We start from the raw sequence: 22,327 nt of genomic DNA, 5'->3' as shown, positions 1-22,327 counted from the left end.
TCCCCCCTGCTGGCGTGTCAGAGTCGAAGAGAACTGTGCTTTTTCTTCTCCTCCACTATGTTGACTCAAACCAAATAGACCGTGTCTTTCTTAGTCTATATCTGACTCTATATCCACCAAGTACCACCTGCTCTCTAGCAGGATTGAAAGGAGGCTCCTCGAATAGTAAGAGAGACATACATAAGTAGATAGGTAGGGGTGAACACCGTGCAAAAGAGATGTACCCGCTGCGGGAATGAAATGGAGATCGAGCTGCGTAACGTCGTGTACCGGAAACGAGTCAAAATCATGAATGTACCTGTACACGTCTGTGTGGACGACGACTGTGATCATTCCCAAGTGGTAGATGTGATTAAGGATGATTTGAAGTCACTCATGGAGGAACTGGGCCAACATCCGCAGCGCCAGGCAATCGAATTTGAAGAAATGTCAGAGTTATCCAACTTATTGGTATTGATTGCTAATGAGAAGGTGAATTCGACCGTAAGAGAATTACTTGGTGAAAAAGTCAACGAGCTATTGGATCTGTTTTTGTTGGCGCAGTCCCTTGGCGATGAAAAATGGATGCTGGAGCTACGCGAACGTCTAACGAAAATTATGGTGTAAGGATAAAGAGATGCCTAGCAGAAAGGTATCTCTTTTTTCATTTCTCCACTGCACCGCAAATGTAGACTTTGCTGCTTGGACTTATGTATACTGATAGGCACATGAGATAAGGAGAGATGAACATGTCACAAAAACAGCTTCACTCCGTAGAAGAACTGGATGAGTTCGTAGCGAAAAATGGGAAAAAGCTTTTGTTTAAGCATAGCACGATCTGCCCGATCAGTACGTCCGCTTATGAAGAGTTTCAGGCGTATTTGCTGGACAATCAAGTGGATTCTGCGGTCATTCTGGTACGGGAGGATCGCCCTGTCTCCAACGCCGTAGCAGATCGTTTTTCCATCAAACACGAATCCCCGCAAATCTTTTTGCTGGAAGACGGCGAAGTAAAATGGCACACATCTCACTGGAAAATTACAAAGGACGCGATTGGCCAGGCGCTCAACGCGTAATCAAAAAGCCGGGACACCCGATAAGCGAGGTGAAAACCGGCTTTTTGCATGGAGAAAAAGAGCGCTGGAGAGACTATTCCCAGAATAGCTCCAACTTGTCTCCACTTTTCAATTCTGTCTGGAAGTTGGCTTGTTCGCCGTTGACGAGCATGACGAATCCGGAGATACTCTCACGGTCGGGCTTTTCCAAGGAAACATCGACAAAACGGAAGACGTCGCTAAACACAGGTGTAGATGCAGGTGAGGATTTTACCGTGATGTCGGCACCTTCGCTCACGGGATCGGAGGCATTCGCCGCTTTTCCGTCTATGGTAATCGTTACCTGTGCAACGGGCAATACGACCCGTTCACCATTGAAGTGTACGATCATTGTCTCCTGTACCCATTCTTCCAAGGGGATGACATCTTGTATGGAAGGAGCGGGGACTTCATCCAGCCGATATACGAGGACATCACCTTGCCGGACGATATCTGTCAAAGCTGCTGGTCTTCCGTTCAGCTCGATCACCTCGATACGGGACGGAATCGAATAATCTTGTCCATTCACAGAAAAACGCAGGTCTGATTCCGCTGACGTTTTCAGTTCTGCGAGCTCCAGAACTTCATAGACAGTGCGGGGAAGGCGGATATCCACCTCGGCACGATCAGTGATCAACGTATCGAGAGTAGCAACCGCTCCGTTAACATGTACGACTGGTCCGAGCGAGTAGGGACGATCATTGCAGATGACTTCAAGCGTGTCCAGCTCATCGAATAAATCTTTGGCAAACACACGTGCATCATCGCCATTTGTACCTGCCACCACGGTGATTTGGTCCCCGTCTTTGATTGGCGTGTCGAGACTGACGCTCTCTCCGTTGCGCTCAATCACCGGCGCTGTACCATGACCACCCGGAATCATTTTCATCCGTCCGTTTACGGTGACTGTCATCGCCATTCCGGGGCGACCATACAGACGGCGGATATCCAGTCCGGATGCAATGAGCGCATCACCCAACGTCATTTTTCGTAAATCGAAAATGCGCACAGGAGCGTCATTGACCGTGACTGTTACATAGCGCAACGGATGACGGCGCGCGGCAACAGCAATACCGACTGGCGTTACGAACTCAGGTCCACTGAGCGTAGGATTGTCTCCGACGTACTGTTTGATCGCATCGCCGCCTCTGACAGCAACGCGGGCGGCAGGAATATTCAAGACCTGAGCGACTTTTCCAGTAAGCCCAGGGGTGAGACTGCCGCCGCCGATCAGCATCACCGCTTGCGGAGCTTTTCCGTTGAGCTCCAATATTTTGAAGGCAATTTTATCAGCAAGTTGCTGGATGTCTGCTACAATCGCACTCGTTACCTCGGCAGCGCTCATCGTATGCTCCATGCCGAGAATGTCGGTGAAGGTGACAGATTCCTCAGTGGATAAGAGACGCTTTACTTCTTCTGCCATCGGAAAATCCATGAGAAAGGCGTTCATGAGCGCATCTGTGATTTCATCGCCTGCAACAGGCACCATGCCGTAAGCGGTAATGGCCCCTTCCTCAGTCAGCGCTACGTCAGAAGTACCTGCCCCGATGTCCACCAATGCGATATTCAGTCGGCGCATGGTCACAGGAATCAGGACGTTAATCGCCGCAATCGGCTCAAGCGTCAATGCCTGCATTTCCAGATCGCATCGTTTCAGAGCAGCGATCAGCGAGTCGACAACCACGCGTGGAAGGAAAGTTGCGATCACATCTGCGCTTGCTATGTCACCCCGCTGGTCAATCAGACTCCCAATCAACTCTCCATCCAGATGGTAATTGACGACGCTGTAACCGACGCAATAATAGCGGGTGACGTCTTGATCCTTTAGTTCTTGGGCTAATGCGGATTGGGCCTCCTGTACAGCGGAAAACTCCAAAGCGACAACATCTTCACGCGAGATGAAGGCATGTCTGGCTAACGGCATGTCCACACGAACTCGGCGGGTGCGCAATGACCGACCGGCAGCAGCGACCGCTACCTGATGCAGTTTGCCATATTTTCCTTCCAGGTCTTCTTTTATTTGTTGAATCACCTTAGCTACTGCGACAATATCGTGAATTTGTCCATCGAGCATGGAGCGTTCATCGTGCTCTCGAATTGCACAGTCCAATACGCGGTACTGCTCGCCGGTCGTTTCCACGATCAGGCCGACGACGCTGCGTGTTCCAATATCTAATGAAAAAATAAGCTCAGGGGCTGTGATGTCAGACAAAAGTAGGTCACTCCTTGTAAGAGGTTGTTCAAAAAGTCTTTACAATACTTATCGGTGATTTTGGACTGTATCGGAAAGGAACATTCACTTTTAGCTAGAACATATATCCAAAACTATTCGATTTGCAAGGGAAAGAATCCTGTCGAATCAAGGAATCTTCTTGGTTTTGACGAATAATTGAAAAAGATAAAAAAACAGAAAAAATTTACTTTCGCGCTTTTTGGCGCTAAACTGCTGACAAGGGTGTTTGAATCGATTATAATTACCCTAATTTATCGATAAATCCCTATATAAAAAGAGGAGAGTGGAGAGAGATGGCACACGATCAAATCGAAACCATGCGCAAGCAGATAGACGAGATCAACCTGCAAATTCTTGAATTGGTCAACAAACGAGCTACCTTGGTTCAAGAGCTCGGCAAAGAAAAAGAAAAACAGGGCAGCAACCGTTTTGACCCAGAGCGTGAGCGCCAAATGCTCAATCTGCTCGTTGAAAACAATAAAGGTCCTTTCAATGACAATGCTATTCGTCATTTGTTCAAACAAATTTTCCAAGTTTCCTTAGATCTGCAAGACGACGATAAGAAAAAAGTACTCCTCGTTAGCCGTAAGAAAAAGGCAGAGGATACTGTTATCACGGTAAAAGGCGTAGAGTTCGGTGGAAAAAATCCGATTCTCATCTCAGGTCCTTGCTCCGTGGAAAGCTACGAGCAAGTAAGAGCAGTAGCAGAAAACCACGCAAAACGCGGACTGCGCACACTGCGCGGCGGCGCATACAAGCCTCGTACTTCGCCATACGACTTCCAAGGTCTGGGTGAAGAGGGCTTGCAAATCCTCAAGCGTATCGGGGATGAATTCAACCTCGTAACGATCAGTGAAATCGTGACGCCAGCAGACCTTGAGATGGCGACGAAATACATCGATGTCATCCAAATCGGTGCTCGCAATATGCAAAACTTCGAGCTGCTGAAGGCGGCAGGTCGTGTGAACAAGCCGATCCTCTTGAAGCGTGGCCTCTCTGCTACGATTGAAGAATTCATCTACGCGGCAGAGTACATCCTGTCCGAAGGTAACACACAAGTTATGCTGTGCGAGCGTGGAATCCGCACGTATGAAAAAGCGACACGCAATACGCTCGATATTTCTGCAGTACCACTCCTCAAGCAAGAGACGCACTTGCCAGTGTTTGTAGACGTGACGCACTCTACCGGTCGTCGTGATCTGCTCTTGCCTTGCGCGAAAGCAGGTTTCGCAGTCGGTTCTGATGGAATCATGGTAGAGGTTCACCCAGATCCAGATGTGGCACTGTCTGATGCGAAGCAACAGTTGAACATTCCACAGTTCAACGAGTTCGTTGATGAACTGCTCGCTTCTGGCTTGTACAAAGGCGAGATTGTGGCAACGAGAGCATAAGAATACCTTTCGAATACGATTTGAGGGTCCTTCCTGCGCGCGGAAGGACCTTTCTCATTTGACGAACCATTGGCGACCAAGTAAGCTAGAATTACGTGCTGATATTGGTGAAGGAGGATAAGCCATATGGAAGACAACCATCAATGCTGCTCGACTGATCGGTCCACCGAAAGGCCGGATAAAATCAAGTCTAATCTCATCTCCCGTCTGAATCGGGTAGAGGGACAAGTTCGCGGAATTCGCGGAATGGTAGAAAAGGATGTCTACTGCGACGACATTCTCAATCAAATTGCGGCTGTGCAGTCTGCACTGAATGCGGTTGGGAAAATGCTCCTCGAAGGACATATGAAAAGCTGTGTAATGGATCGCATTCAACAAGGCGATCATGAAGTGATTGATGAGCTATTGAAAACGATGAACAAACTCATGAAGTAACGGGTGCGTAAGCCGTCAAAAACGATTGCATCGGCATACGGCTTGTCGTATCATAGGTGCATATATTTATGAAAACGCTTATGAAAACCAAAAAATAGGGAAATGAGGGTGCATGATGCCGGTTACTATATACGACGTAGCAAGAGAAGCGGGGGTGTCGATGGCGACAGTTTCCCGTGTAGTCAACGGGAATCCCAACGTTAAGCCTTTGACCCGAAAAAAGGTATTGGCTGCGATTGAGCGCTTGGGATATCGACCAAATGCGGTTGCTCGTGGACTCGCTAGCAAAAAAACGACAACAGTTGGTGTCATTATCCCGGATATCTCCAGTTTGTTTTTCTCCGAATTGGCGCGAGGGATTGAAGATATCGCTACCATGTACAAATACAACATCATCCTGTGTAACTCTGACCAACGGATGGAAAAGGAATTGCAGCTCATTAATACCTTGCTCGAAAAGCAGGTGGACGGGCTTCTGTTCCTGGGCGCAGAAATCAAAGAAGATCATTTGCAGGCATTAACAAGCACGTCTGTACCGACTGTACTCGCCGCGACTCGTGATGCGGACAACGTACTGCCGTCGGTTAGCATTGACCATTTCCAAGCCGCATACGATGCGACGGAAGCATTGGTTGCACGCGGACACAAGCGCATTGCGATGATCGCGGGTCCTGCAAACGATCCATTGGCAGGGTTGATGCGCTATGAAGGCTATAAAAAGGCATTGAAAGATGCAGGTATCGAGCTGGATGAAGAGCTGATTGCGACAGGCAATTACTTTTATGAATCAGGCTTGTCCACTACAAAAGCGTTTCTTGCCCTTAAAAATCCGCCGACGGCGATTTTCGCAGCAAATGATGAGATGGCCATTGGTGCGATCCACGCCATTCAAGATTCCGGCCTAAACGTGCCAGGTGACATCGAAGTCATTGGTCACGATAATATTCGTCTGGTTGAAATGGTACGTCCACGACTGACTTCTGTCGTACAGCCAATGTATGATATTGGTGCGGTGGCGATGCGCCTGTTGACCAAGTACATGAATAACGAGAATGTCGAAGAGCATGTCGTGCTGCTGCCGCATCGAATTGAGTATCGGGAGAGCACAAAGTCCGAGCAAGCTTGATCGAAAAGGGACGTAGGCAATTGATAGCAAGAGGGGGATGGGAAATGCGTTACGGAATTATCGGCGCGATGGATGAAGAAATCGCGCTTTACTTGGAAGCGATGCAAGACACGACTACTGCCACCAAAGCAGGCATTACCTATTACACAGGTAAAATGGAAGGCAAGGATGTCGTGCTGTGCAAATCAGGTGTCGGCAAGGTGAATGCTGCCGTGACGACACAAATCCTCATCGATTCATTCCAAGTAGAACGTGTCATTTTCACAGGTGTGGCAGGAGCTGTTCATCCTGAATTAAATATTGGTGACATTGTGGTATCGACGGATTGCATCCAACATGACATTGATGTGACACCGCTTGGCTTTGAACCAGGACAGATTCCGTTTACAGAGCAATGGACTTGGCAAGCAGATGCTGGGCTGATGCAGCAAGCGGTCGATGCGGGTAAGGAGCTGGAAGCGGGAGTTCAAGTAGTGAGCGGGCGTATCTTGTCCGGCGACCAGTTCGTTGCCAGTCGGGAAAAGGTGCAATGGCTGTATGAGCAATTTGCAGCACATTGTACCGAAATGGAAGGGGCATCTGTAGGACAAGTATGTGCGATGAATGACGTGCCGTTTGTCGTAGTTCGTTCGATGTCGGATAAAGCAGACGGCTCCGCGCATGTAAACTTCGTGGAATTTACCAAGCTGGCTTCCCAGCGCTCCTACGCGATTGTTCGTAACATGCTGACAGCTTCTCAAGCATCGACAGCTGCGGGAGTGATCGTCTACTCGACGAAAAACTGTGTGGATTGCGACATGGTTAAGAATTGGCTGACAGCAAAAGGTGTTTCCTTTGAAGTGCGCGATGTCATGACGAGTCGTGCCTATCAAGAGGAAGTGGAGCGCTTTGGCTTCATGGGTGTGCCTGTAACAGTCGTAGGCGATAAAGCGGTAAAAGGCTTTGCACCTTCTGAGCTAGAAGAGCTTGTGAAATAAGTTTAGGAACAGAAAAAGCGTGCTGACCAGTACCAAAAAGGTACGAGGGCAGGACGCTTTTTTTTTTTACTTTTCTGATCCAATAGGTGCGTACAGCATCGCACGTTCTAACGTAAGCCGATTTTTTTCCGTGATCTCTGCTCGTCGTGGGATTGTTGGGAATGATTCGTCAAAAAGCCGAGGTGGCAAGGGCAAATCCGTCTCGGGTTGCCAGCGCTTGAGCCAGGCTTCGGGAAGATCACTGTCCGTAAGTGGCTGATCGCTCATCTCACTCCATACCAGGGTCCACGCCCGTGGCACCACCCGCCAAATATCGTAGCCCCCGCCGCCTACAGCAATCCAACGACCGTCGCAATATTTATGAGCGAGACGGTGGGCAAGACGAGGGATCGCTTGATAAATCTTCATCGAGCAAGACAAATGGGTGAGGGGATCGTACGCATGAGCGTCACATCCATTTTGGGTCAGGATGACATCAGGCTTGAAGCCAGCCGCTAGCTTTGACACTAGCTCTTCATATACTTCCAGAAAAGAATCGTCTTCCGTGAAGGCATCGAGAGGAACGTTGACAGAATAACCGTAACCGCTTCCATCTCCACGTTCAGACAAATTCCCTGTTCCTGGGAAGAGATACTTTCCTGTTTCGTGAATGGATACAGTCAGTACATGAGGGTCATCATAAAACGCCCACTGTACCCCATCTCCATGATGGGCATCTGTGTCGATATACAGCACACGCGCATTCCAGTTTTTTCGCAAATAAGCGATCGCGACGGAGCAATCGTTGTAGATACAAAATCCAGAGGCGCGTCCACGAAAGGCATGATGCAGTCCACCGGCGGGATTGAAGGCGTGTTCTGCCTGTCCACTCATAACTGCGTCCACTGCGTTTAACGTACCTCCGACGATCAGCGAGGACGCTTCATGCATGTTCGAAAAACAGGGAACATCCTCTGTACCCAAGCCATAACTGGCTGCCTGCGGAAGCTCGTGTTCACTATGGCCCTGATCGCGAACAAATTGGATATAACGTGGGTCATGCACCAGGGCGAGCTCTTCATCTGTCGCCGGTCGGGGAGTCAGGATGTCTGAGTCTTTGAGTATACCGTAACTGCTCATCAGATCGTGTGTGAGGAGCAGACGACGCTGGTTGAACGGATGATCATCATGAAAATAATATTGCGTGTAGTCTGGAGAGTAGATCAGACGAGCATTTCGGCTCACTGGGGTATCCCTCCTTCCGTAGGTCCGATTACGGAAAAGCCCTTTTCAAGAAGCAATTGCTTCACGATACGCGGATCAATTGTTTGTACCCGAAAAACAAGGTTCTTTTTTGCGGGCTGTTTCCCAGGAAAGACCACGACGCTCGTGACATTTACTTGTGCATCGCGAAAGACTTGACTGACTTCTGCCAGCATGCCAACGCGGTCATCTACTTCGACTTCGATATGAGAGCTAGGTTTGTTAACGCCGAAAAGTTCGATCAGGCTAGAGAAAAGATCCGATTCTGTGATTAATCCTACGAGCCGATTCCCTTCGACGATGGGTAGTGAGCCGATTTTGTGCTCGTATAGTTGGAGGGCTGCGTCTTCGATGAAATCCAGTGGGTGGGCAGTGATAACTTGTTGATTCATGATATCGGCTACAGGCTTGTGCAGGACGGTGTCGTCATCGTCATGTGTCAGCAGGCGAGAGGGGAGAGCGTCTCGCAGGTCACGGTCCGAAATAATGCCTACGAGTGAGTCGTTTTCAATGACAGGCAAATGCCTGATTCTGTTTGCACGGAGGAGGAGAAGCGCTTCTCCGATTGTAGTGGATGGCTGGATTGTAACAATTTTTTTCCGCATAATCTCTTCAATACGCATAAGAGTGACCTCCTGGAATCAAAAGGCATCCAAACTAGTACAGAAAACGATTTTGAAACCGCATAGCATCAAAGGCAACGACTGTTTCTGGCGGTACACGCTTGCCGATTTTTGCCATTAGACAGTTGGCGGGATGTGAGCATATTTCTGGATCATCTGTCGCCATCCAGCTCAGGCCTGCGCTGCCCATGACCTTTTCCATGACCTTTCTGTATTGCCATACATCGAGTCCTGTTCCTTTCAGATCCCAATGCCAGTAATACTCAGTTGTAATAATGACGTAGTCTTCCAGGGCGTCGTCCAAGAAGGCGACTTCCAGCAGCTTTTTACCTACGCCACCCGCTCTCACTTTATGACTGATTTCAATCGCGCCCAGCTCCAGCAAATCGGGCAGTTGGGCTTGCGACCATCGCTCTAGTGGATCGGGGTGCAGAAAGGTTACGTAGCCGAGGACGAGGTCTCCTTCGCGTGCAATAATGATGCGTCCTTCAGGCAAATCAGCGATTTCGATGAGAGCTTCATGCTGCTGTTCAGGGATACGAAAAGCTTTCAGTCCCTCATCAAAGCGTAATGAGGCCAGATGACTTCCTGTAATCGGTCCTTCGACGAGCAGCTCCTTGTTGTTCACCATTAGACTCAATGAATGATAGCGTTTGACGTGCTCCATCAGTTCCCCCCCTTACGATTGTAGAAAAACAGAGATGGCGTCTAACCATCTCTGTCAGTTGTCATTCCAGTTTATTCTGTGGTGTTGGCAGTTACGATGTTAGAATGTGGCGATTCTCCGTAACTGTTGACTGCGGTAATGTAATAGTTACTGCCATTCGGTACTTCTGCTGCATGTGTAAAGCTTGTGCTAGAGACTGTACCGAGCAGCAAATAGCCGCTTGCTGAGTCTGGGCTAAAATATACGTTGTACATCTGCTCAGACGAGCTGCTTCCTTTCCACTGTAGCTGCCAACCGTTTGGCGTATTCTTGATGGACAAGGATTTCGGAGCAGCAGGTGGTGAAGTGGAATCAGTGTTTGTGTTCGTGCCTCCTGATCCATCTGGCGGGTTAGTCGCAGTTCCATCTGGATCTGTTTGACCATTCCCGTTATCGTCCGTTGGATTCGGGATGCCTGTTTCCGTACCTTGATTTGGATCAGGCAACTGCCATGTCTGTGTAGAACCGACAGAAGCGATTGCGGAAGGCTGCGATTCATTGCCAGCGATATCCACAGAAGTGACATAATAGCCTAAATCTCGATGGGCTGCAGTCGTATCGGCAAAAGTCAATTCCGATGGATCTTTCACAGTCGCTACTTTGACAAAGCCGTTCTGCACATCGGCGCGGTAGATGCGATAACCGACCAAGTCAGCTTCTTTGGCTGATTGCCAGGTAAGCGTAATTTGCTTGCCTGAGCCCGTAGCGGTTACACTGCTTGGCGAAGCTGGTGCTCCACCTGCCTCTGTGCGAGGGTCTTCCTTGTCAGGCAGGCGGTCCTCCCAATCTGGTGGTTGGGTGGCGACCCTACTGTTTTTCGCTTGAATTTGCTCCTTGGTAGGGAGCGGATCAGGTGAGCGGTAGAAGACGCTTTCGGTAACAAAATCTTCAGGTGTCCCTTCCTTCGCCAAATACCGTTCGCCATTATACGTAATGAGTCGTGCTTTTTGGTGGGAGTCGTCCACCTTCGTCGGAACGAATTTGCTGTTGAATATATCAGTGATCAAATGACCAGCTTCTTTTGAAAGCTCACTTGGTAAAAGACCCGATTTCGAGTCAACAGTCGCGCTGACAATTCCTGCCGGCTTTTTAAAGGTGGAGTCAGGAGGTGAAAGGTTCGGATGTTTCGCAATGACATCCTTCATGACCTTACCCCATACGACCATCGGAACATATTTGTCCGCGTCTGGCATTGGATATGGCTCGTCAAAGCCAACCCATACGCCCATGGACAGCTCTGGCGTGTAACCGACGAAATAGAGGTCGTTGCTGTTGTTCGTTGTTCCGGTTTTACCTGCCACATCGACTTTGCGCGGCACGTATTTGCGGATGTGTGTACCTGTACCGTTATTGACAACGGAACGCATCATATCAGTGATCAGGTATGAGGTTTGCTCGCTGTACACTTGCACAGGCTTGGTTTCGTGGCGATAAATGGCTTTTCCGGTGTTATCCTCAATTCGGTCAATCAGATAGGCATCCACGAAAGAACCGTGATTTGCGAATGTCCCATAGGCGTTTGTAATTTCCTCGACAGTTGTTCCGTAGGTAAGACCGCCAATTACGCCAGTGGCTGCATAGTTGTCAGCATCCACCAATGTTGTGATTCCCATTTTCTTTACGTATTCGAGAGCCGTTGGAATGCCAACTTTCAAATACGTCTTGATCGCCGGAATGTTCCAGGACATCCGCAGCGCTTCGCGGGCACTCATCATCCCTTGCCATTTGTTGTTCCAGTTCTTAGGTAAATGGGAACCGTTCTGGCCGTCAGCGAGTAGTACCGGAGCGTCATCGATTGGGGATGCTGGCTGGAGCAATCCCAGTTCAAAAGCAGGAGCATAAGCGGCAAGTGGCTTCATGGCAGAACCAGGCTGGCGTGGTACAGTGGCGTGGTTCGTCTGTTCCACCTTGAAGTCACGTCCCCCGATCATGCCGAGGATGGCTCCTGTTTTGTTGTGAATCAGCATTGCGCCGACTTCTTCCAGAGCATTTTCGATTTTTTCTGTTTTGCCGTTAGAGCGACGAATCGTATAGGTACGATTCTTACCGAAGTTTTTCGGGTCGGCTGCAACAGCCTGCATGATGTCATATACGCTCTTGTCGATAGTGGTATGTATCTTGTACCCTTTTCGCAGTATGTCGCGACGTTTCTCTTCAACCAGCTGTCGGTATTCGTTGCGGCCGATGGTTGATTTGTCTCGTCCTTTTTCCAAGAGGTCTGCATCCACAAGTTGACGTGCGGCACGATCTTCAATCTCCATCATCAAGAAAGGTACTTCTCGATAAGCTTGCTGCGTCGGTTTTGCTAGCTGTGCCTTCAATTCACTGGCGAGAGCTCCATCGTATTGTGTTTGTGTGATGTAGCCATTTTCCAGCATGCGATCCAACACCATTTTTTGGCGTTCCTTCCCGCGCTGATAGCTTTCTGCACGGAATGGAGAGTAGGCACCTGGGTTTTGAATCATGCCTGCAAGATAGGAGCCCTCAGCGAGCCCGAGCTCTTTTACATCTTTGCCAAAAATCCCTTTCGCGGCAGCCTGAACGCCGTATACGTTTGATCCGTTGGCGTTTTTTCCGAAGTAAATTTCGTTCATGTAGGCTTCCAGAATCTGATCTTTGGAAAACATGCGCTCGATCCGAATCGCGGTAAAGATTTCACGGGCCTTACGGGTGTGGCTAACTTCAGCAGAAAGGATTGTATTTTTTACAAGCTGCTGTGTAATCGTACTACCACCTGTTACGACAGGCTGGTTGGTAATTTCCTGAATCGCTCCGCGCATGGTAGATTGCAGCGAAACTCCGGAGTGGTGGTAGTAGGTTTTGTCTTCAGTTGCGATGATGGCATTAATTAAATAGGGAGAAACGTCTGCTTTCTTCACCAAACGTCGATCGCCTTCTTCGGCCCGCAATTGGCCGATCAGAGAGCCGTCGTTGTAGTAGGCGAATCCAGTCAGATAGTTGGTGAAGATTTTATTCTCCAGTTCCTCCTTGCTGCGCACAGGCTCGTCCTTCACGAGTGCGGCAACATAACCTGTCACGATTCCTCCCGCAACTGCAGCTCCCATTAGCCCTAGTACGAAGACGATTTGGAAGATGATCCAAAACGTTCTACCACGGCTTCTGCGTCGCTTTTTCTTCGTCGGTTCAGAGGAAGATGTGTGGTTATTCGACATAGTTCTACGACCCCCTAGCATACCACCTGATTATACCATACGAGGAACCTAGAGGATAGAAAATGCGGGGGAGATAGCAAAATGTGTCAAAAACCGTTGAAAGTTGTCAACGGCATGTGTTTGAATGCGTTTCACAGACATTGTTAAGCTTACAGAGTGGGATCAGGAAATAGATTTCATAGGAGGAGACAAATGAACATAGACGAGCCGATTCATCTCGAAGGCTTCACAGAAAACTGGTCGCGGATGTTTACAGAGGAGCAGCAGCTACTCTCCGTGCATCTGGCTGACTGGGTGGAAGGGATTGAGCATTTTGGGAGCACGGCTATTGATGGGATGACAGCGAAGCCGATCATCGATATCTTGATAGGAGTCGGGCATATGGATCGAGTCAAGGTCGTGATTGGCAAGATTCAGGAGTGTGGGTATGAATTCCTGGGGGAAGCAGGAATCATTGGAAGGCTGTATTTTCGAAAAAGAGGTCAGCGCTCCTTTAATGCTCATGTCGTCTCTTATGAGGGAGCACTGTGGAATGACAATCTCATCCTGCGAAATTATTTGCGGGCACATAAAGAAGAGGTCGTTCGTTATGGGGAGTTCAAGAAGCTGATTGTGCAAAAAGGGGCACAAACACTGCTGGACTATTCCAATCAGAAAAATGAATTCGTCCGCGAGGTGTTGGCGCGGGCGAAAGCGTGGCATAAGGCACATACATAAAAAAAGAGCAGGCCGACAAGCGGCTCTACTCTTTTTCTTTTTATCCTCAGACGATTAACGGCTGTAGAACTCAACGATCAGAACTTCGTTGATTTCAGCTGGCATTTCTTCACGGTCTGGCAGACGAGTGAAGGTACCTTCAGCAGCAGCATCGTTGAATGTAACGTAGTTCGGTAGGAAAGTGCGACCTTCCAGAGCGTCCTTGATCAGTTGCAGACCACGGGACTTTTCACGAATGGAGATTACATCACCCGGTTGTACGCGGTAGGATGGGATGTTTACTTTTTTGCCGTTTACCAGGAAGTGACCATGGTTTACCAACTGACGAGCAGCTGGGCGAGTTGGAGCAAAGCCCATGCGGTATACCAGGTTATCCAGACGGGATTCCAGCAATTTCATGAAGTTTTCGCCCACTACGCCAGCCATTTTGCTAGCATTGTCGAAAGTGCGGCGGAATTGTTTTTCGTTAAGGCCAAACATGTGGCGCAGTTTTTGCTTTTCTTGCAACTGGATTCCGTACTCGCTCAGTTTACGACGGTTGTTTTGACCGTGTTGACCTGGAGGGAAGTTGCGTTTGATGTCTTTTCCTGTACCATCGAGGGAGATACCCAGACGACGAGCAAGTTTGTGACGAGGTCCTGTGTAACGTGACATGTTTTCATTCTCCTTTAATATGGATTCGCAGGTGTTTACTTCCGGCAGGTTAGTTCCTACTTTATCTACACGAACTTCGGACGGTAGCGTTTCCGCATCGTGCTCCTCACAGATGATCAGCCGCAGTCTGTAAAGGGAGGGAACTAAGAGGGTACATCCTTCCGTTTTTACCTACAATCAATGCTACCCTGTACACATACATTCAATAATAATAGGCGCGATATAGTAAAGTCAAGGGAAAAGAAGCGCGCCATCCGCCGCAAGAAGTGGGCTGGATGGCGCTTTTTGGGTATTATTTTCGCAACAAAGTAACCGGGCCGTCTGAAGTATCCCGTTTTTCGAGGAAACGGGTAAAGGTAATGGCTGCATCGGCACGAGGGACAAGGCTTTGCGGCTGGAACTTCTGCTTGTCGGTCGGCACGATATCGAGTGTAGTCGCGATGATGATCGAACCGCGGTACTTCGAATTGGCAATGTCTGAGAGCTGGGACTGGAACATGCCAGGGAAGTCCGTCAGTTTTTTGTAACCGAGTGCACGAACAATCATATCAGCGAGCTCTTCACGTGTAATCGTCTCATTTGGGTTCAGCTTGGAAGCATTTTTATCGAGAAGTCCACGATCAACAGCACCTTCCACGGCTGAGAAGAAGCGCGAACCGTTTGCCACATCGCTATAAGTGGCCTTGCGTTCCAGAGAGTACTGTGGATAGTGTCTGCCTTGGTTGAGACTGATCATGAGCATTTCAATCATTTCGCCACGTGTGATCGGTTTTTGCGGCATGATATTGCCGTTTTCAAGCGTTAGTGCCTCGTATTCATACATCAGCGAGAGTTCCTTCTCTGCTGGATGCCCCTTCAAATCGGCAGGAGCGGGACGATGTAGCACAAGCGTTTTGCCAGTAGAGCTGGAGCTCCACTCGCCTGTTACAGCGTCTAGATAATACGGCTGCTCAAATGGCGTAATGGTCGCCCGATAAACGATCTTGGCGGTTCGTTTCGGTGTGTAGGATGGCTGCTCTTTTACGCGTTTGGCATCCTCAGGAGTAAGAGGGACAAGGGCGTATACTGCCTCCGCTTTTGTCTCGGTCCACCACTTCTCGCTCGCTTCGGCAGCAGGCAGGTGCTTGGGAACTTGTGCCGGGTATGTTTCGCTGCCCAATTCAGTACTGTAACTCATTAGCTCGCCCGTTTCTGTGTCAAACGTGAAGTAGGCAGAGCCGCTAGCTGCTGCTATTCCATTGATAAAACGCTCAAATCGGATCTGCGTCCGCTCGGAATCAACAGGTTGGTTTTGGATTTCCTCTTCAAAACGCTCTGTCCAGTAAAGCTGGTGGGCCATGGTTGGCGCCAAATCACGAATCGTTTCCATCGCTTTTGCCTTGAATTTTTCCATATCTGGTTTTTTAGAAACGGTTGTTTTTTCTTTATGGCTACGGAAGTCCTTGTTCAATCGGTAGATGTCCCCGGTTACAGCATCCACGGAGACATACGCAAATCCGTCTTCGCTATTGCCTTTTTCGCCAAATTCGAGATCCCAGACAGGACGATTGCCACGGTAGTCTCTTTCATTGTAATTGGCAGAACGAAGCTCATAGTTGGACAAATTCATTGATTTCGATGCCCATTGTACAGCTTCCTCTTGGGAGAGCGGTTGTCCGCTTCGTCGTGCAGGAAGGACTTTGCTGCTTACAGGCTCAGGATCTTTCGACGGTTGATACGGGGTCAACGATTGTGTCAATGCTTTCCCAGTCTCCGCATCAATGTAGAATGTGAAAGGATTCATATACCCGAGAGACGGCTTGTTATTTTGAGTCTCCATCCGCTCCCACGGCAGCAGGTAAACTGGTTTTGGATTCGCTTGTTCTTTAAACAGTTTCTCAGCTTCTTCTTCTGAGATTGTCATATCCGTGTCCTCGAAGGTCACGTCGTTCCACGACAGAGAATAGTTGGTCACTTTGCCAGAAGCATCTACTGTGATATCTGCGCCGTTGTCAGGAAAGAGAATGCCGTCCACTTCACGAACAAAGCGAAAATTATAGTAGACTTCCGAGTTCAACGGAGTTTTTGGCTCTGGCATATCGCGGGTATACAGTCTTGTTTCCGCTGCTTTTCCTGCATTGTTTTTCTCGAAAAAGCGCTTCGCCTGCTCTTGCGCCTCTGTATAGGAAATTCGCTTTGCATAGGGAAGCGAAGATGCGTCCTGCTCTTGATGTGAATAGGAAGTCAGCTCGCCTGTATTAGCGTGGATGCTGACGCTATATGATAGTAGGACTTTGCCGTTTTCTGGATCTTTCTTCACCCAACTAAACGACCATTCTGGAAATGGGCGCCAGCTGTCCGCTGAACGAAATGATACATTCTGCACTGTCATCCCAGCGGTAGGCACTATTTTTGTAGCGAGTGCCAAGGCTGCTTCCTTGGATAGCTTTGCTTTGGCTTGTGCCACAGTAGTCGCTATTTTATTGGTACTCACATGAGGTGATTGTGCATGCGCTTGTGCTACAGGCAGCAACAGACTGGCAGATAGAACAAATGAGCTAGACCGAATGATCCACGGTTTCATAGGAACCCCTCCAACGATGTCATATTCTTCTTATCACCTCTGACGAGAGGAAGTAAAGGTTCGTTTCAGTTCAAATTCATGAAAAGAAAGTGCCTGGTATTTGCAGAAAGGAATGAAATATAGGAATTTTGTACCAAATGTTTTTTTATCAATCTAGAATTGTGAACATGCATCTTATATAATAAGAAATACTATCCACAGAATACAGAACGGTAAGGAGATAATTCGTTTTGGAAACCATCATGTATCTCATTCGTCATGGAGAGACGGAGTGGAACCAGATTCGTCGTATACAAGGCCACAGTGACATCGCATTGAACGAGCTCGGGGTACGTCAGGCCGAGCAAGTAGCAGACAGGTTCCAAGGCGAGAAGATTCACGCTTTTTATTCGAGTGATCTCAGTCGGGCACACGATACGGCTGCCAAGATTGCTGGTAACTTCCAATCCTCTGTTTCTACGCGGCCAACCTTGCGGGAGCGCTGCTATGGGGAGTGGGAGGGACTCACCTATGAAGAAATACGTGAGCGATTTGAAAATCAGGATGAAGCCTCCTGTGGAATCGAGACATTTGAAGACATGCAGCGTCGAGCTGTAGCTGCCATGACAGAAATAGCAGGGAGCCATCCAGGTGAGGCGATTGTCGTTGTCTCGCATGGCGGTCTTATTAATAGCTTCTTGCATTATGTGACGGTAGGAGAACAAGGAACGGGTATCACACGTATCGATAATACCGGTATTACGATATTTCGGTATGTAGATCGCAGGTGGGAAGTTCTATCCGTTAATGATACAGACCATTTGAAAGCTTGAGAAAATGCTGAGAGAGGGAGTTTCTCGTGTCAAGTAAAATGTTGGGGAAGTTAGAGACGGTCTTTTCCTACACGGCCCATTTTATCTTACAATCTTGGCCGGAAAAGCGCCCAGGCATCCTTTTCTTGACAGATTCCGGGGGCCGCGTAATCAACTTCATGGAAATGCAGGTTGGTCCATCTCGGAATTCTCAAGGGCTTACCCTGCAACACGATGTATCGATTGGCAAAGTCTTTGATTTTATTTTAGAGGCACTTTCCTCCAAAGAGATCGTAGTCAAAACGAGAAGTGAAACGAACAATGTGTGTGGAGCCTTTCCTTTGTGTGAAGAAGATGGAAGGGTTCGAGCTGTCATTGGCATGATAGCGCCCGAAGACCAGATCCATTTCGATTTGTCATCCTACATGCGCGGGCTAGAGCCGTTGATTCGCATGGGATATGATGCTTATATTCAACACGTCACAAGCCAGATTGTCATGGATTTGACACTACATGATACGACCAGAGAGCTGCTGCAAAGATTGACGGGTCAGATCAGTAACATTATCCAAAAAGGCTATTGTTCTGCCGTGAAGCTCGCGGACAATGCCACGTTGATTCCGCAGGAGAGCGTAACAACGCAAGAGGCCGAAGTCGGACAAACCCACATTGCCCAACTGGTTTCAAGATTCGGTACGACGCAAATCATGCCTTCCATTTTAGATGACCACAGGCTTGTTGTCGTTCCTGTCTCCTTGAACCAAACGCCGCTCTACGCACTGTTTTTGCATCTGCCACCCGAAGAGACAGATTGCGTGTACGATGAACGGGATGTTGCTTTTTTGCAGGAAGTAGGCGCGAAGGCAAGCTGTGCGCTTTGGCGTTCGATCATGTCGGACGACCTGCGTCGTGAAGCGAGTAAAAAAGATTTGTTGTATCAGTTGATGTCAAAGATTCAGGCATCGATTGATGTGAATGATGTTTTGCATGAAATCGTGACGAGCATTCCCAGCCTTTATCCGTACTTGTCGGCAGAGCTTTTCCTGACGGTTGAACCCAATGCAACCACCCCGGTCAAACAGCTTTCTTTTCAAGAAGTAGAGCCGTCTACCAGTACCAAAGCCTATTTGGAAGGACGTCTCATTGCCGAAGAAGTGGGAGAAGGGGAGCAACAGGTGACGGTGATCGCAGCGCCACTCTTGGGCAAGCAGGGCATCTACGGAGTATTGCAAGTGACGTCCGATCAGCGAATCAACTTGAATCAGCATGAAAAGGACTACATCTCGATCTTGGCAGATACTGCTGGCACTGCGTTTGAAAACGCACAGCTCTATCAGCAATCGCGCAATTTGATTCGAGAATTGCGTTTGATTAATGAGATGGCGCGCCAGTTGAACAGAAGTCTTGATTTAAAGGAAATTCTCGATTTTGTTACGACGATGATGCGGGCTACCTTTGATGCGGAGTTTTGTGCCATCTTGCGAAAAACGCCGGGTGAGGATTGCTTCGATGTGCTTTCTTCCTCCATTCCAGCGTTCAATGGCATGGCTATCGATTCTACAGAAAAGCCATTTCAGCAAATCTTGCAAAACAAGCAGGCGTTGTTGCTGGCTCAACCAGGTGCAGGACCGCTTCCTTTTTCGCTCTTTTCGTGCTGTTCCTTCATGGGGGTTCCGCTCGTTGTTGAGGGTGAGATTAGTGGAGTCCTTTTAGTCGCAGATTCCCGTTATCATTTTTTTAGTTTTGACGACTACAAACTCCTCGAAATATTCGGACAACATGCGAGCTTGGCAATGACCAACGCCGTCCTGCATAATGAAATGGAACGAATGGTCATTACGGATAATTTGACAGGTCTGTACACGAGAAGACATTTGAATGAACGAGTAAGAGGATCATTACAAAAAGACAACTATGGCTCGTTGATCTTGATCGATATTGATTATTTTAAAACCGTGAATGATACATTTGGCCATCAGGTAGGGGACGAGGTACTGATTCAGGTCTCCAATCTGATTCGACATAGCATCCGAGACAGTGATATCGCGGCAAGATGGGGCGGAGAGGAACTCGCTGTTTATTTGCCTCGTGTGGACAAAAACACCGCGCATTCCGTGGCAGAGCGCATACGGGAATGCGTCGAGCAGGAGACGTCTCCACAGGTCACGATCTCGTGTGGGCTAGCGAAATGGAGCAGGGAGATGGATGTAAACCTGAGTGTAGAAGCGCTGTTCCATCAAGCAGACATTGCTTTGTATGAAGCCAAAAATTCAGGTAGAAATCAAGTTGTTCTCGCCTAGAGCCAAAACAAAGGCTCTTTTCTCTTTTCGGAAAAAAAGGCAAAAAACTTGAGGGGTAGATAAAAAATGACAACGAACGATGACAAGCAAAGGATCGCGAGGCAAGTAGCACCTGATATTTTTTGTCTGGAAATACCTACGCCTTTTGATGTGGGGGCAGTAAACGTCTACTTGCTAAAAGGGGAACGCTTGACGTTGGTTGATGTGGGTCCATTGACCGACGATGCGTGGGCGGCCTTAACAGAAGGCTTAGAATCGATTGGGATAGGCGTGCAAGATATCGAGCAAGTCATACTGACGCATCATCATGTGGATCATTGCGGGCAGTTAGAAAAAGTACGGGAACGATCGGGAGCGAAGACGTTTGCCCATCCGCAGGCAACCCCTTATGTACAGCAGGATGAGCAGTTTATGACTTTTCATGATCAGTTTTTCGAAGAGCTGTACATCCAGAGCGGTGTACCAGAAAAAATGATGGTCATTATCTCGAAATTTCACAAGCTGATGAAGACGTTTTCTGCGCCAAGCCAGATTGATTTTCATCTGAAGCATGAGCAAAAGGTACCGTACTTGGAGGACTGGCAGGTACTGTATACGCCAGGACACAGCCAAAGCCATCTTTCGTTGTATCGGGCAAAGGATCAAGTCATGATTGGTGGAGACCATATCATCAAGCGAATTTCATCCAATGCCTTCATTGAACCACCTCGGAATCGTTCGAGTTCAAGACCACTGACCTTAATTCAATACCGCACAGCGTTGCAAATGTGTGCGGATATGGAGATCGAACAGGTCCTCAGTGGACACGGTGAACCGGTTTACAACCATCGAGAGCTCATACTCGCTCGTCTGCAAAAGAACTGGGAGAGGACAGACACGCTCCGCAGGCTTCTTGCAGATGGAGAAAAGACAGCTTTTGAACTGAATGCTCTCTTATTTCCGGGCTTGTACCAAAAAGAATTGCCATTGACGCTATCCGAAACGTTGGGGCACATTGATTTGTTGATGATCCTCCATCAGATTGAAGTGAGAGAGCAGGATCGTATCTTGTATTACCACCTGTAAAACCTGATCGTACAAGAGAGGCTTGTAAGTAGAATAAGCCTATTCCTCCCCGGAAACGCTAAAAGGGACTATTACCCTGGGACCCACATGAGGCTGACCCAGGGTAGCCGAGGGAGGGTAGCATCTATGCAGAAGTATTTGCCCATTTGCGTGATGGCTCTAGTGTGTACAGTTGTTGTAGGTGGCTGTAATCAAATGAGTGTGAAGCAGGATGCGAATACAACGTTTGAGCAGGTACGTGACAAGTTCGATGCGCAGAAATCGTATGCGTTCTACGGGCAAACCAAGCTGTTAACGGCGAATAGTGCCAATGCGAACATGGTTAACTTTTCGGGCAGAAAAGACGGAGAGGCTGTGTACATGAACGTGAAGCTCTCTGTCCCAGAAGAAAACAGAGTGGACAACTTATCCTTGCTCAGCCAAGGGGACAAGCTGTATACCAAGCATGATCAAAACGAAAGCTGGAAACATGTCGCAGGGGATAGTCCGGCCCTGCATCAAGAAATGAACAACTGGAACCCCATCGCTTCCTTTCAGCAAATCGACAACATGAAAAGAAACGTTCGAATGCTGCCTGATGAGAATCCAAAAGACGATTTTGAGGCGTTCGGAGTCGTATTGGATTCTGCCAAACTAAAGAGCTGGCTTGTTACCCAAATGCAAGAACAAACAAAGTCGGGAGCAAAAGTCCAATCGATAGCAGGGCGAGAGAAACCCTACATACCGAAGCTAAAGATAGCGATGTCACTCTCGGAAGGCAATTGGAGAGGGACGCCTGCACATCATTCTGGGCCCACGATTCAGTCCAAGAAAAAGGTGGACGTAAACGAGCTCGTGAACCAGATGGAAGTGGAGGCAGAGTATACGATTCACTACAACAAAAAAACGATGCTCCCCACCAACATGACGATGTCCATTCGATCTGCGTACGATTTGAACGATCAGCGTGTAAAAGAGCATACGCAAGTAGAAACATATTTGCAGCAATACGGAGCAGTAGCCCCCATCACAGCTCCAGAGGAAAAAAGCAAATAGGGAGTAAGAGTAATCAAGTGAGACGTTCCTCTTGCAAAAAAGACAGGAGCGTCTTTTTTTTGTCAGGGAAAATTTAAAATTGAGGTAACGTGCTCGATACTTTTTACGTACTTCTTATGTGGAAGAAAATCTATGCGATAGCGGTTTTTTTCGATGGTATCAGCATTTCGAGAAGGAATACCGGAAAACATTGTCGAACATACAACATGACTATCTTTTTTCG

18 protein-coding genes are annotated in these 22,327 nt (G+C 48.3%); 11 read left to right on the top strand and 7 right to left on the bottom strand.

Annotation, left to right across the window (positions count from 1 at the left end; genetic code table 11):
* Nucleotides 1-207 precede the first annotated feature (207 nt).
* Together PMI05_RS10460 and ytxJ are read left to right on the top strand one after the other, a co-directional pair.
* Nucleotides 208-606: a hypothetical protein gene (locus PMI05_RS10460; protein WP_007720970.1), complete on the top strand. Its 399-nt coding sequence runs from the start codon at nucleotides 208-210 to the stop codon at nucleotides 604-606.
* A 122-nt stretch (nucleotides 607-728) separates the two neighbouring features.
* Nucleotides 729-1,055 carry a bacillithiol system redox-active protein YtxJ gene (ytxJ, locus tag PMI05_RS10455; RefSeq protein WP_007720968.1) on the top strand — a complete coding sequence of 109 codons (327 nt, stop codon included), beginning with the start codon at nucleotides 729-731 and terminating at the stop codon, nucleotides 1,053-1,055.
* Between the two features lie 73 nt (nucleotides 1,056-1,128).
* On the opposite strand, the gene PMI05_RS10450 is transcribed toward ytxJ, so the two are convergent.
* Entirely contained in the window at nucleotides 1,129-3,285 is a 2,157-nt protein-coding gene (locus PMI05_RS10450) for a cell division protein FtsA (RefSeq protein WP_007720966.1), read from the bottom strand.
* 314 nt (nucleotides 3,286-3,599) lie between these two features.
* Here PMI05_RS10450 and PMI05_RS10445 point away from each other — a divergent pair, with 314 nt between their 5' ends.
* From PMI05_RS10445 to PMI05_RS10430, 4 genes are all read left to right on the top strand, one after another.
* Nucleotides 3,600-4,697 (top strand): bifunctional 3-deoxy-7-phosphoheptulonate synthase/chorismate mutase, encoded by a 1,098-nt coding sequence (locus tag PMI05_RS10445; RefSeq protein ID WP_007720963.1) that lies wholly within the window; start codon nucleotides 3,600-3,602, stop codon nucleotides 4,695-4,697.
* A gap of 126 nt (nucleotides 4,698-4,823) precedes the next feature.
* Nucleotides 4,824-5,132, top strand: coding sequence for a metal-sensitive transcriptional regulator (locus PMI05_RS10440; RefSeq protein ID WP_007720961.1), 309 nt, complete (start codon nucleotides 4,824-4,826; stop codon nucleotides 5,130-5,132).
* A 115-nt stretch (nucleotides 5,133-5,247) separates the two neighbouring features.
* Nucleotides 5,248-6,258, top strand: a complete 1,011-nt coding sequence (gene ccpA / locus PMI05_RS10435; protein ID WP_007720959.1) for a catabolite control protein A — start codon at nucleotides 5,248-5,250, stop codon at nucleotides 6,256-6,258.
* 44 nt (nucleotides 6,259-6,302) lie between these two features.
* Nucleotides 6,303-7,235, top strand: a complete 933-nt coding sequence (locus PMI05_RS10430; protein WP_007720957.1) for a 5'-methylthioadenosine/adenosylhomocysteine nucleosidase — start codon at nucleotides 6,303-6,305, stop codon at nucleotides 7,233-7,235.
* Nucleotides 7,236-7,301: 66 nt separating this feature from the next.
* On the opposite strand, the gene PMI05_RS10425 is transcribed toward PMI05_RS10430, so the two are convergent.
* The 4 genes from PMI05_RS10425 to PMI05_RS10410 all read right to left on the bottom strand — a co-directional run bounded on the left by PMI05_RS10425 (nucleotide 7,302) and on the right by PMI05_RS10410 (nucleotide 12,979).
* Nucleotides 7,302-8,459, bottom strand: coding sequence for an acetoin utilization protein AcuC (locus PMI05_RS10425; protein ID WP_007720955.1), 1,158 nt, complete (start codon nucleotides 8,457-8,459; stop codon nucleotides 7,302-7,304).
* Nucleotides 8,456-9,100: a CBS and ACT domain-containing protein gene (locus PMI05_RS10420; RefSeq protein WP_007720953.1), complete on the bottom strand. Its 645-nt coding sequence runs from the start codon at nucleotides 9,098-9,100 to the stop codon at nucleotides 8,456-8,458. The genes PMI05_RS10425 and PMI05_RS10420 overlap by 4 nt, the downstream gene beginning before the upstream one ends.
* Before the next feature lie 34 nt (nucleotides 9,101-9,134).
* Nucleotides 9,135-9,767, bottom strand: a complete 633-nt coding sequence (locus PMI05_RS10415) for a hypothetical protein (RefSeq protein WP_007720950.1) — start codon at nucleotides 9,765-9,767, stop codon at nucleotides 9,135-9,137.
* 71 nt (nucleotides 9,768-9,838) lie between these two features.
* Nucleotides 9,839-12,979 (bottom strand): penicillin-binding protein 1A, encoded by a 3,141-nt coding sequence (locus tag PMI05_RS10410; RefSeq protein WP_007720947.1) that lies wholly within the window; start codon nucleotides 12,977-12,979, stop codon nucleotides 9,839-9,841.
* Nucleotides 12,980-13,171: 192 nt separating this feature from the next.
* On the opposite strand from PMI05_RS10410, the gene PMI05_RS10405 reads away from it, so the two are divergent.
* Nucleotides 13,172-13,696 (top strand): GrpB family protein, encoded by a 525-nt coding sequence (locus PMI05_RS10405; protein ID WP_007720944.1) that lies wholly within the window; start codon nucleotides 13,172-13,174, stop codon nucleotides 13,694-13,696.
* A gap of 54 nt (nucleotides 13,697-13,750) precedes the next feature.
* On the opposite strand, the gene rpsD is transcribed toward PMI05_RS10405, so the two are convergent.
* Nucleotides 13,751-14,350: a 30S ribosomal protein S4 gene (gene rpsD, locus PMI05_RS10400; protein WP_007720941.1), complete on the bottom strand. Its 600-nt coding sequence runs from the start codon at nucleotides 14,348-14,350 to the stop codon at nucleotides 13,751-13,753.
* Between the two features lie 292 nt (nucleotides 14,351-14,642).
* Nucleotides 14,643-16,913, bottom strand: coding sequence for a YcdB/YcdC domain-containing protein (locus PMI05_RS10395; protein WP_007720938.1), 2,271 nt, complete (start codon nucleotides 16,911-16,913; stop codon nucleotides 14,643-14,645).
* A 230-nt stretch (nucleotides 16,914-17,143) separates the two neighbouring features.
* Here PMI05_RS10395 and PMI05_RS10390 point away from each other — a divergent pair, with 230 nt between their 5' ends.
* From PMI05_RS10390 to PMI05_RS10375, 4 genes are all read left to right on the top strand, one after another.
* Nucleotides 17,144-17,725 carry a histidine phosphatase family protein gene (locus PMI05_RS10390; RefSeq protein WP_007720935.1) on the top strand — a complete coding sequence of 194 codons (582 nt, stop codon included), beginning with the start codon at nucleotides 17,144-17,146 and terminating at the stop codon, nucleotides 17,723-17,725.
* A gap of 38 nt (nucleotides 17,726-17,763) precedes the next feature.
* A complete protein-coding gene (locus tag PMI05_RS10385; RefSeq protein WP_039960562.1) occupies nucleotides 17,764-20,004 on the top strand; it encodes a sensor domain-containing diguanylate cyclase in 2,241 nt (746 codons plus the stop codon).
* Between the two features lie 66 nt (nucleotides 20,005-20,070).
* Nucleotides 20,071-21,069, top strand: a complete 999-nt coding sequence (locus PMI05_RS10380) for an MBL fold metallo-hydrolase (protein ID WP_007720925.1) — start codon at nucleotides 20,071-20,073, stop codon at nucleotides 21,067-21,069.
* A gap of 126 nt (nucleotides 21,070-21,195) precedes the next feature.
* Nucleotides 21,196-22,104, top strand: a complete 909-nt coding sequence (locus PMI05_RS10375; protein WP_007720922.1) for a DUF6612 family protein — start codon at nucleotides 21,196-21,198, stop codon at nucleotides 22,102-22,104.
* The last annotated feature ends 223 nt before the right edge of the window (nucleotides 22,105-22,327 follow it).

Origin of the sequence: Brevibacillus sp. BC25 (assembly GCF_000282075.1) — a bacterium.
GTDB lineage: Bacteria > Bacillota > Bacilli > Brevibacillales > Brevibacillaceae > Brevibacillus.
Note: the sequence above shows the minus strand (reverse complement) of the source record. Positions and strands in the feature narration are given on the sequence as shown.

Bases quoted from the DNA above. Each gene is read 5' to 3' on its own strand.
- ytxJ (WP_007720968.1), top strand. From the start codon at position 729: ATGTCACAAAAACAGCTTCACTCCGTAGAAGAACTGGATGAGTTCGTA.
- PMI05_RS10445 (WP_007720963.1), top strand. From the start codon at position 3,600: ATGGCACACGATCAAATCGAAACCATGCGCAAGCAGATAGACGAGATC.
- PMI05_RS10440 (WP_007720961.1), top strand. From the start codon at position 4,824: ATGGAAGACAACCATCAATGCTGCTCGACTGATCGGTCCACCGAAAGG.
- ccpA (WP_007720959.1), top strand. From the start codon at position 5,248: ATGCCGGTTACTATATACGACGTAGCAAGAGAAGCGGGGGTGTCGATG.
- PMI05_RS10430 (WP_007720957.1), top strand. From the start codon at position 6,303: ATGCGTTACGGAATTATCGGCGCGATGGATGAAGAAATCGCGCTTTAC.
- PMI05_RS10420 (WP_007720953.1), bottom strand. From the start codon at position 9,100: ATGCGTATTGAAGAGATTATGCGGAAAAAAATTGTTACAATCCAGCCA.
- PMI05_RS10415 (WP_007720950.1), bottom strand. From the start codon at position 9,767: ATGGAGCACGTCAAACGCTATCATTCATTGAGTCTAATGGTGAACAAC.
- PMI05_RS10410 (WP_007720947.1), bottom strand. From the start codon at position 12,979: ATGTCGAATAACCACACATCTTCCTCTGAACCGACGAAGAAAAAGCGA.
- PMI05_RS10405 (WP_007720944.1), top strand. From the start codon at position 13,172: ATGAACATAGACGAGCCGATTCATCTCGAAGGCTTCACAGAAAACTGG.
- rpsD (WP_007720941.1), bottom strand. From the start codon at position 14,350: ATGTCACGTTACACAGGACCTCGTCACAAACTTGCTCGTCGTCTGGGT.
- PMI05_RS10395 (WP_007720938.1), bottom strand. From the start codon at position 16,913: ATGAAACCGTGGATCATTCGGTCTAGCTCATTTGTTCTATCTGCCAGT.
- PMI05_RS10385 (WP_039960562.1), top strand. From the start codon at position 17,764: ATGTTGGGGAAGTTAGAGACGGTCTTTTCCTACACGGCCCATTTTATC.
- PMI05_RS10380 (WP_007720925.1), top strand. From the start codon at position 20,071: ATGACAACGAACGATGACAAGCAAAGGATCGCGAGGCAAGTAGCACCT.
- PMI05_RS10375 (WP_007720922.1), top strand. From the start codon at position 21,196: ATGCAGAAGTATTTGCCCATTTGCGTGATGGCTCTAGTGTGTACAGTT.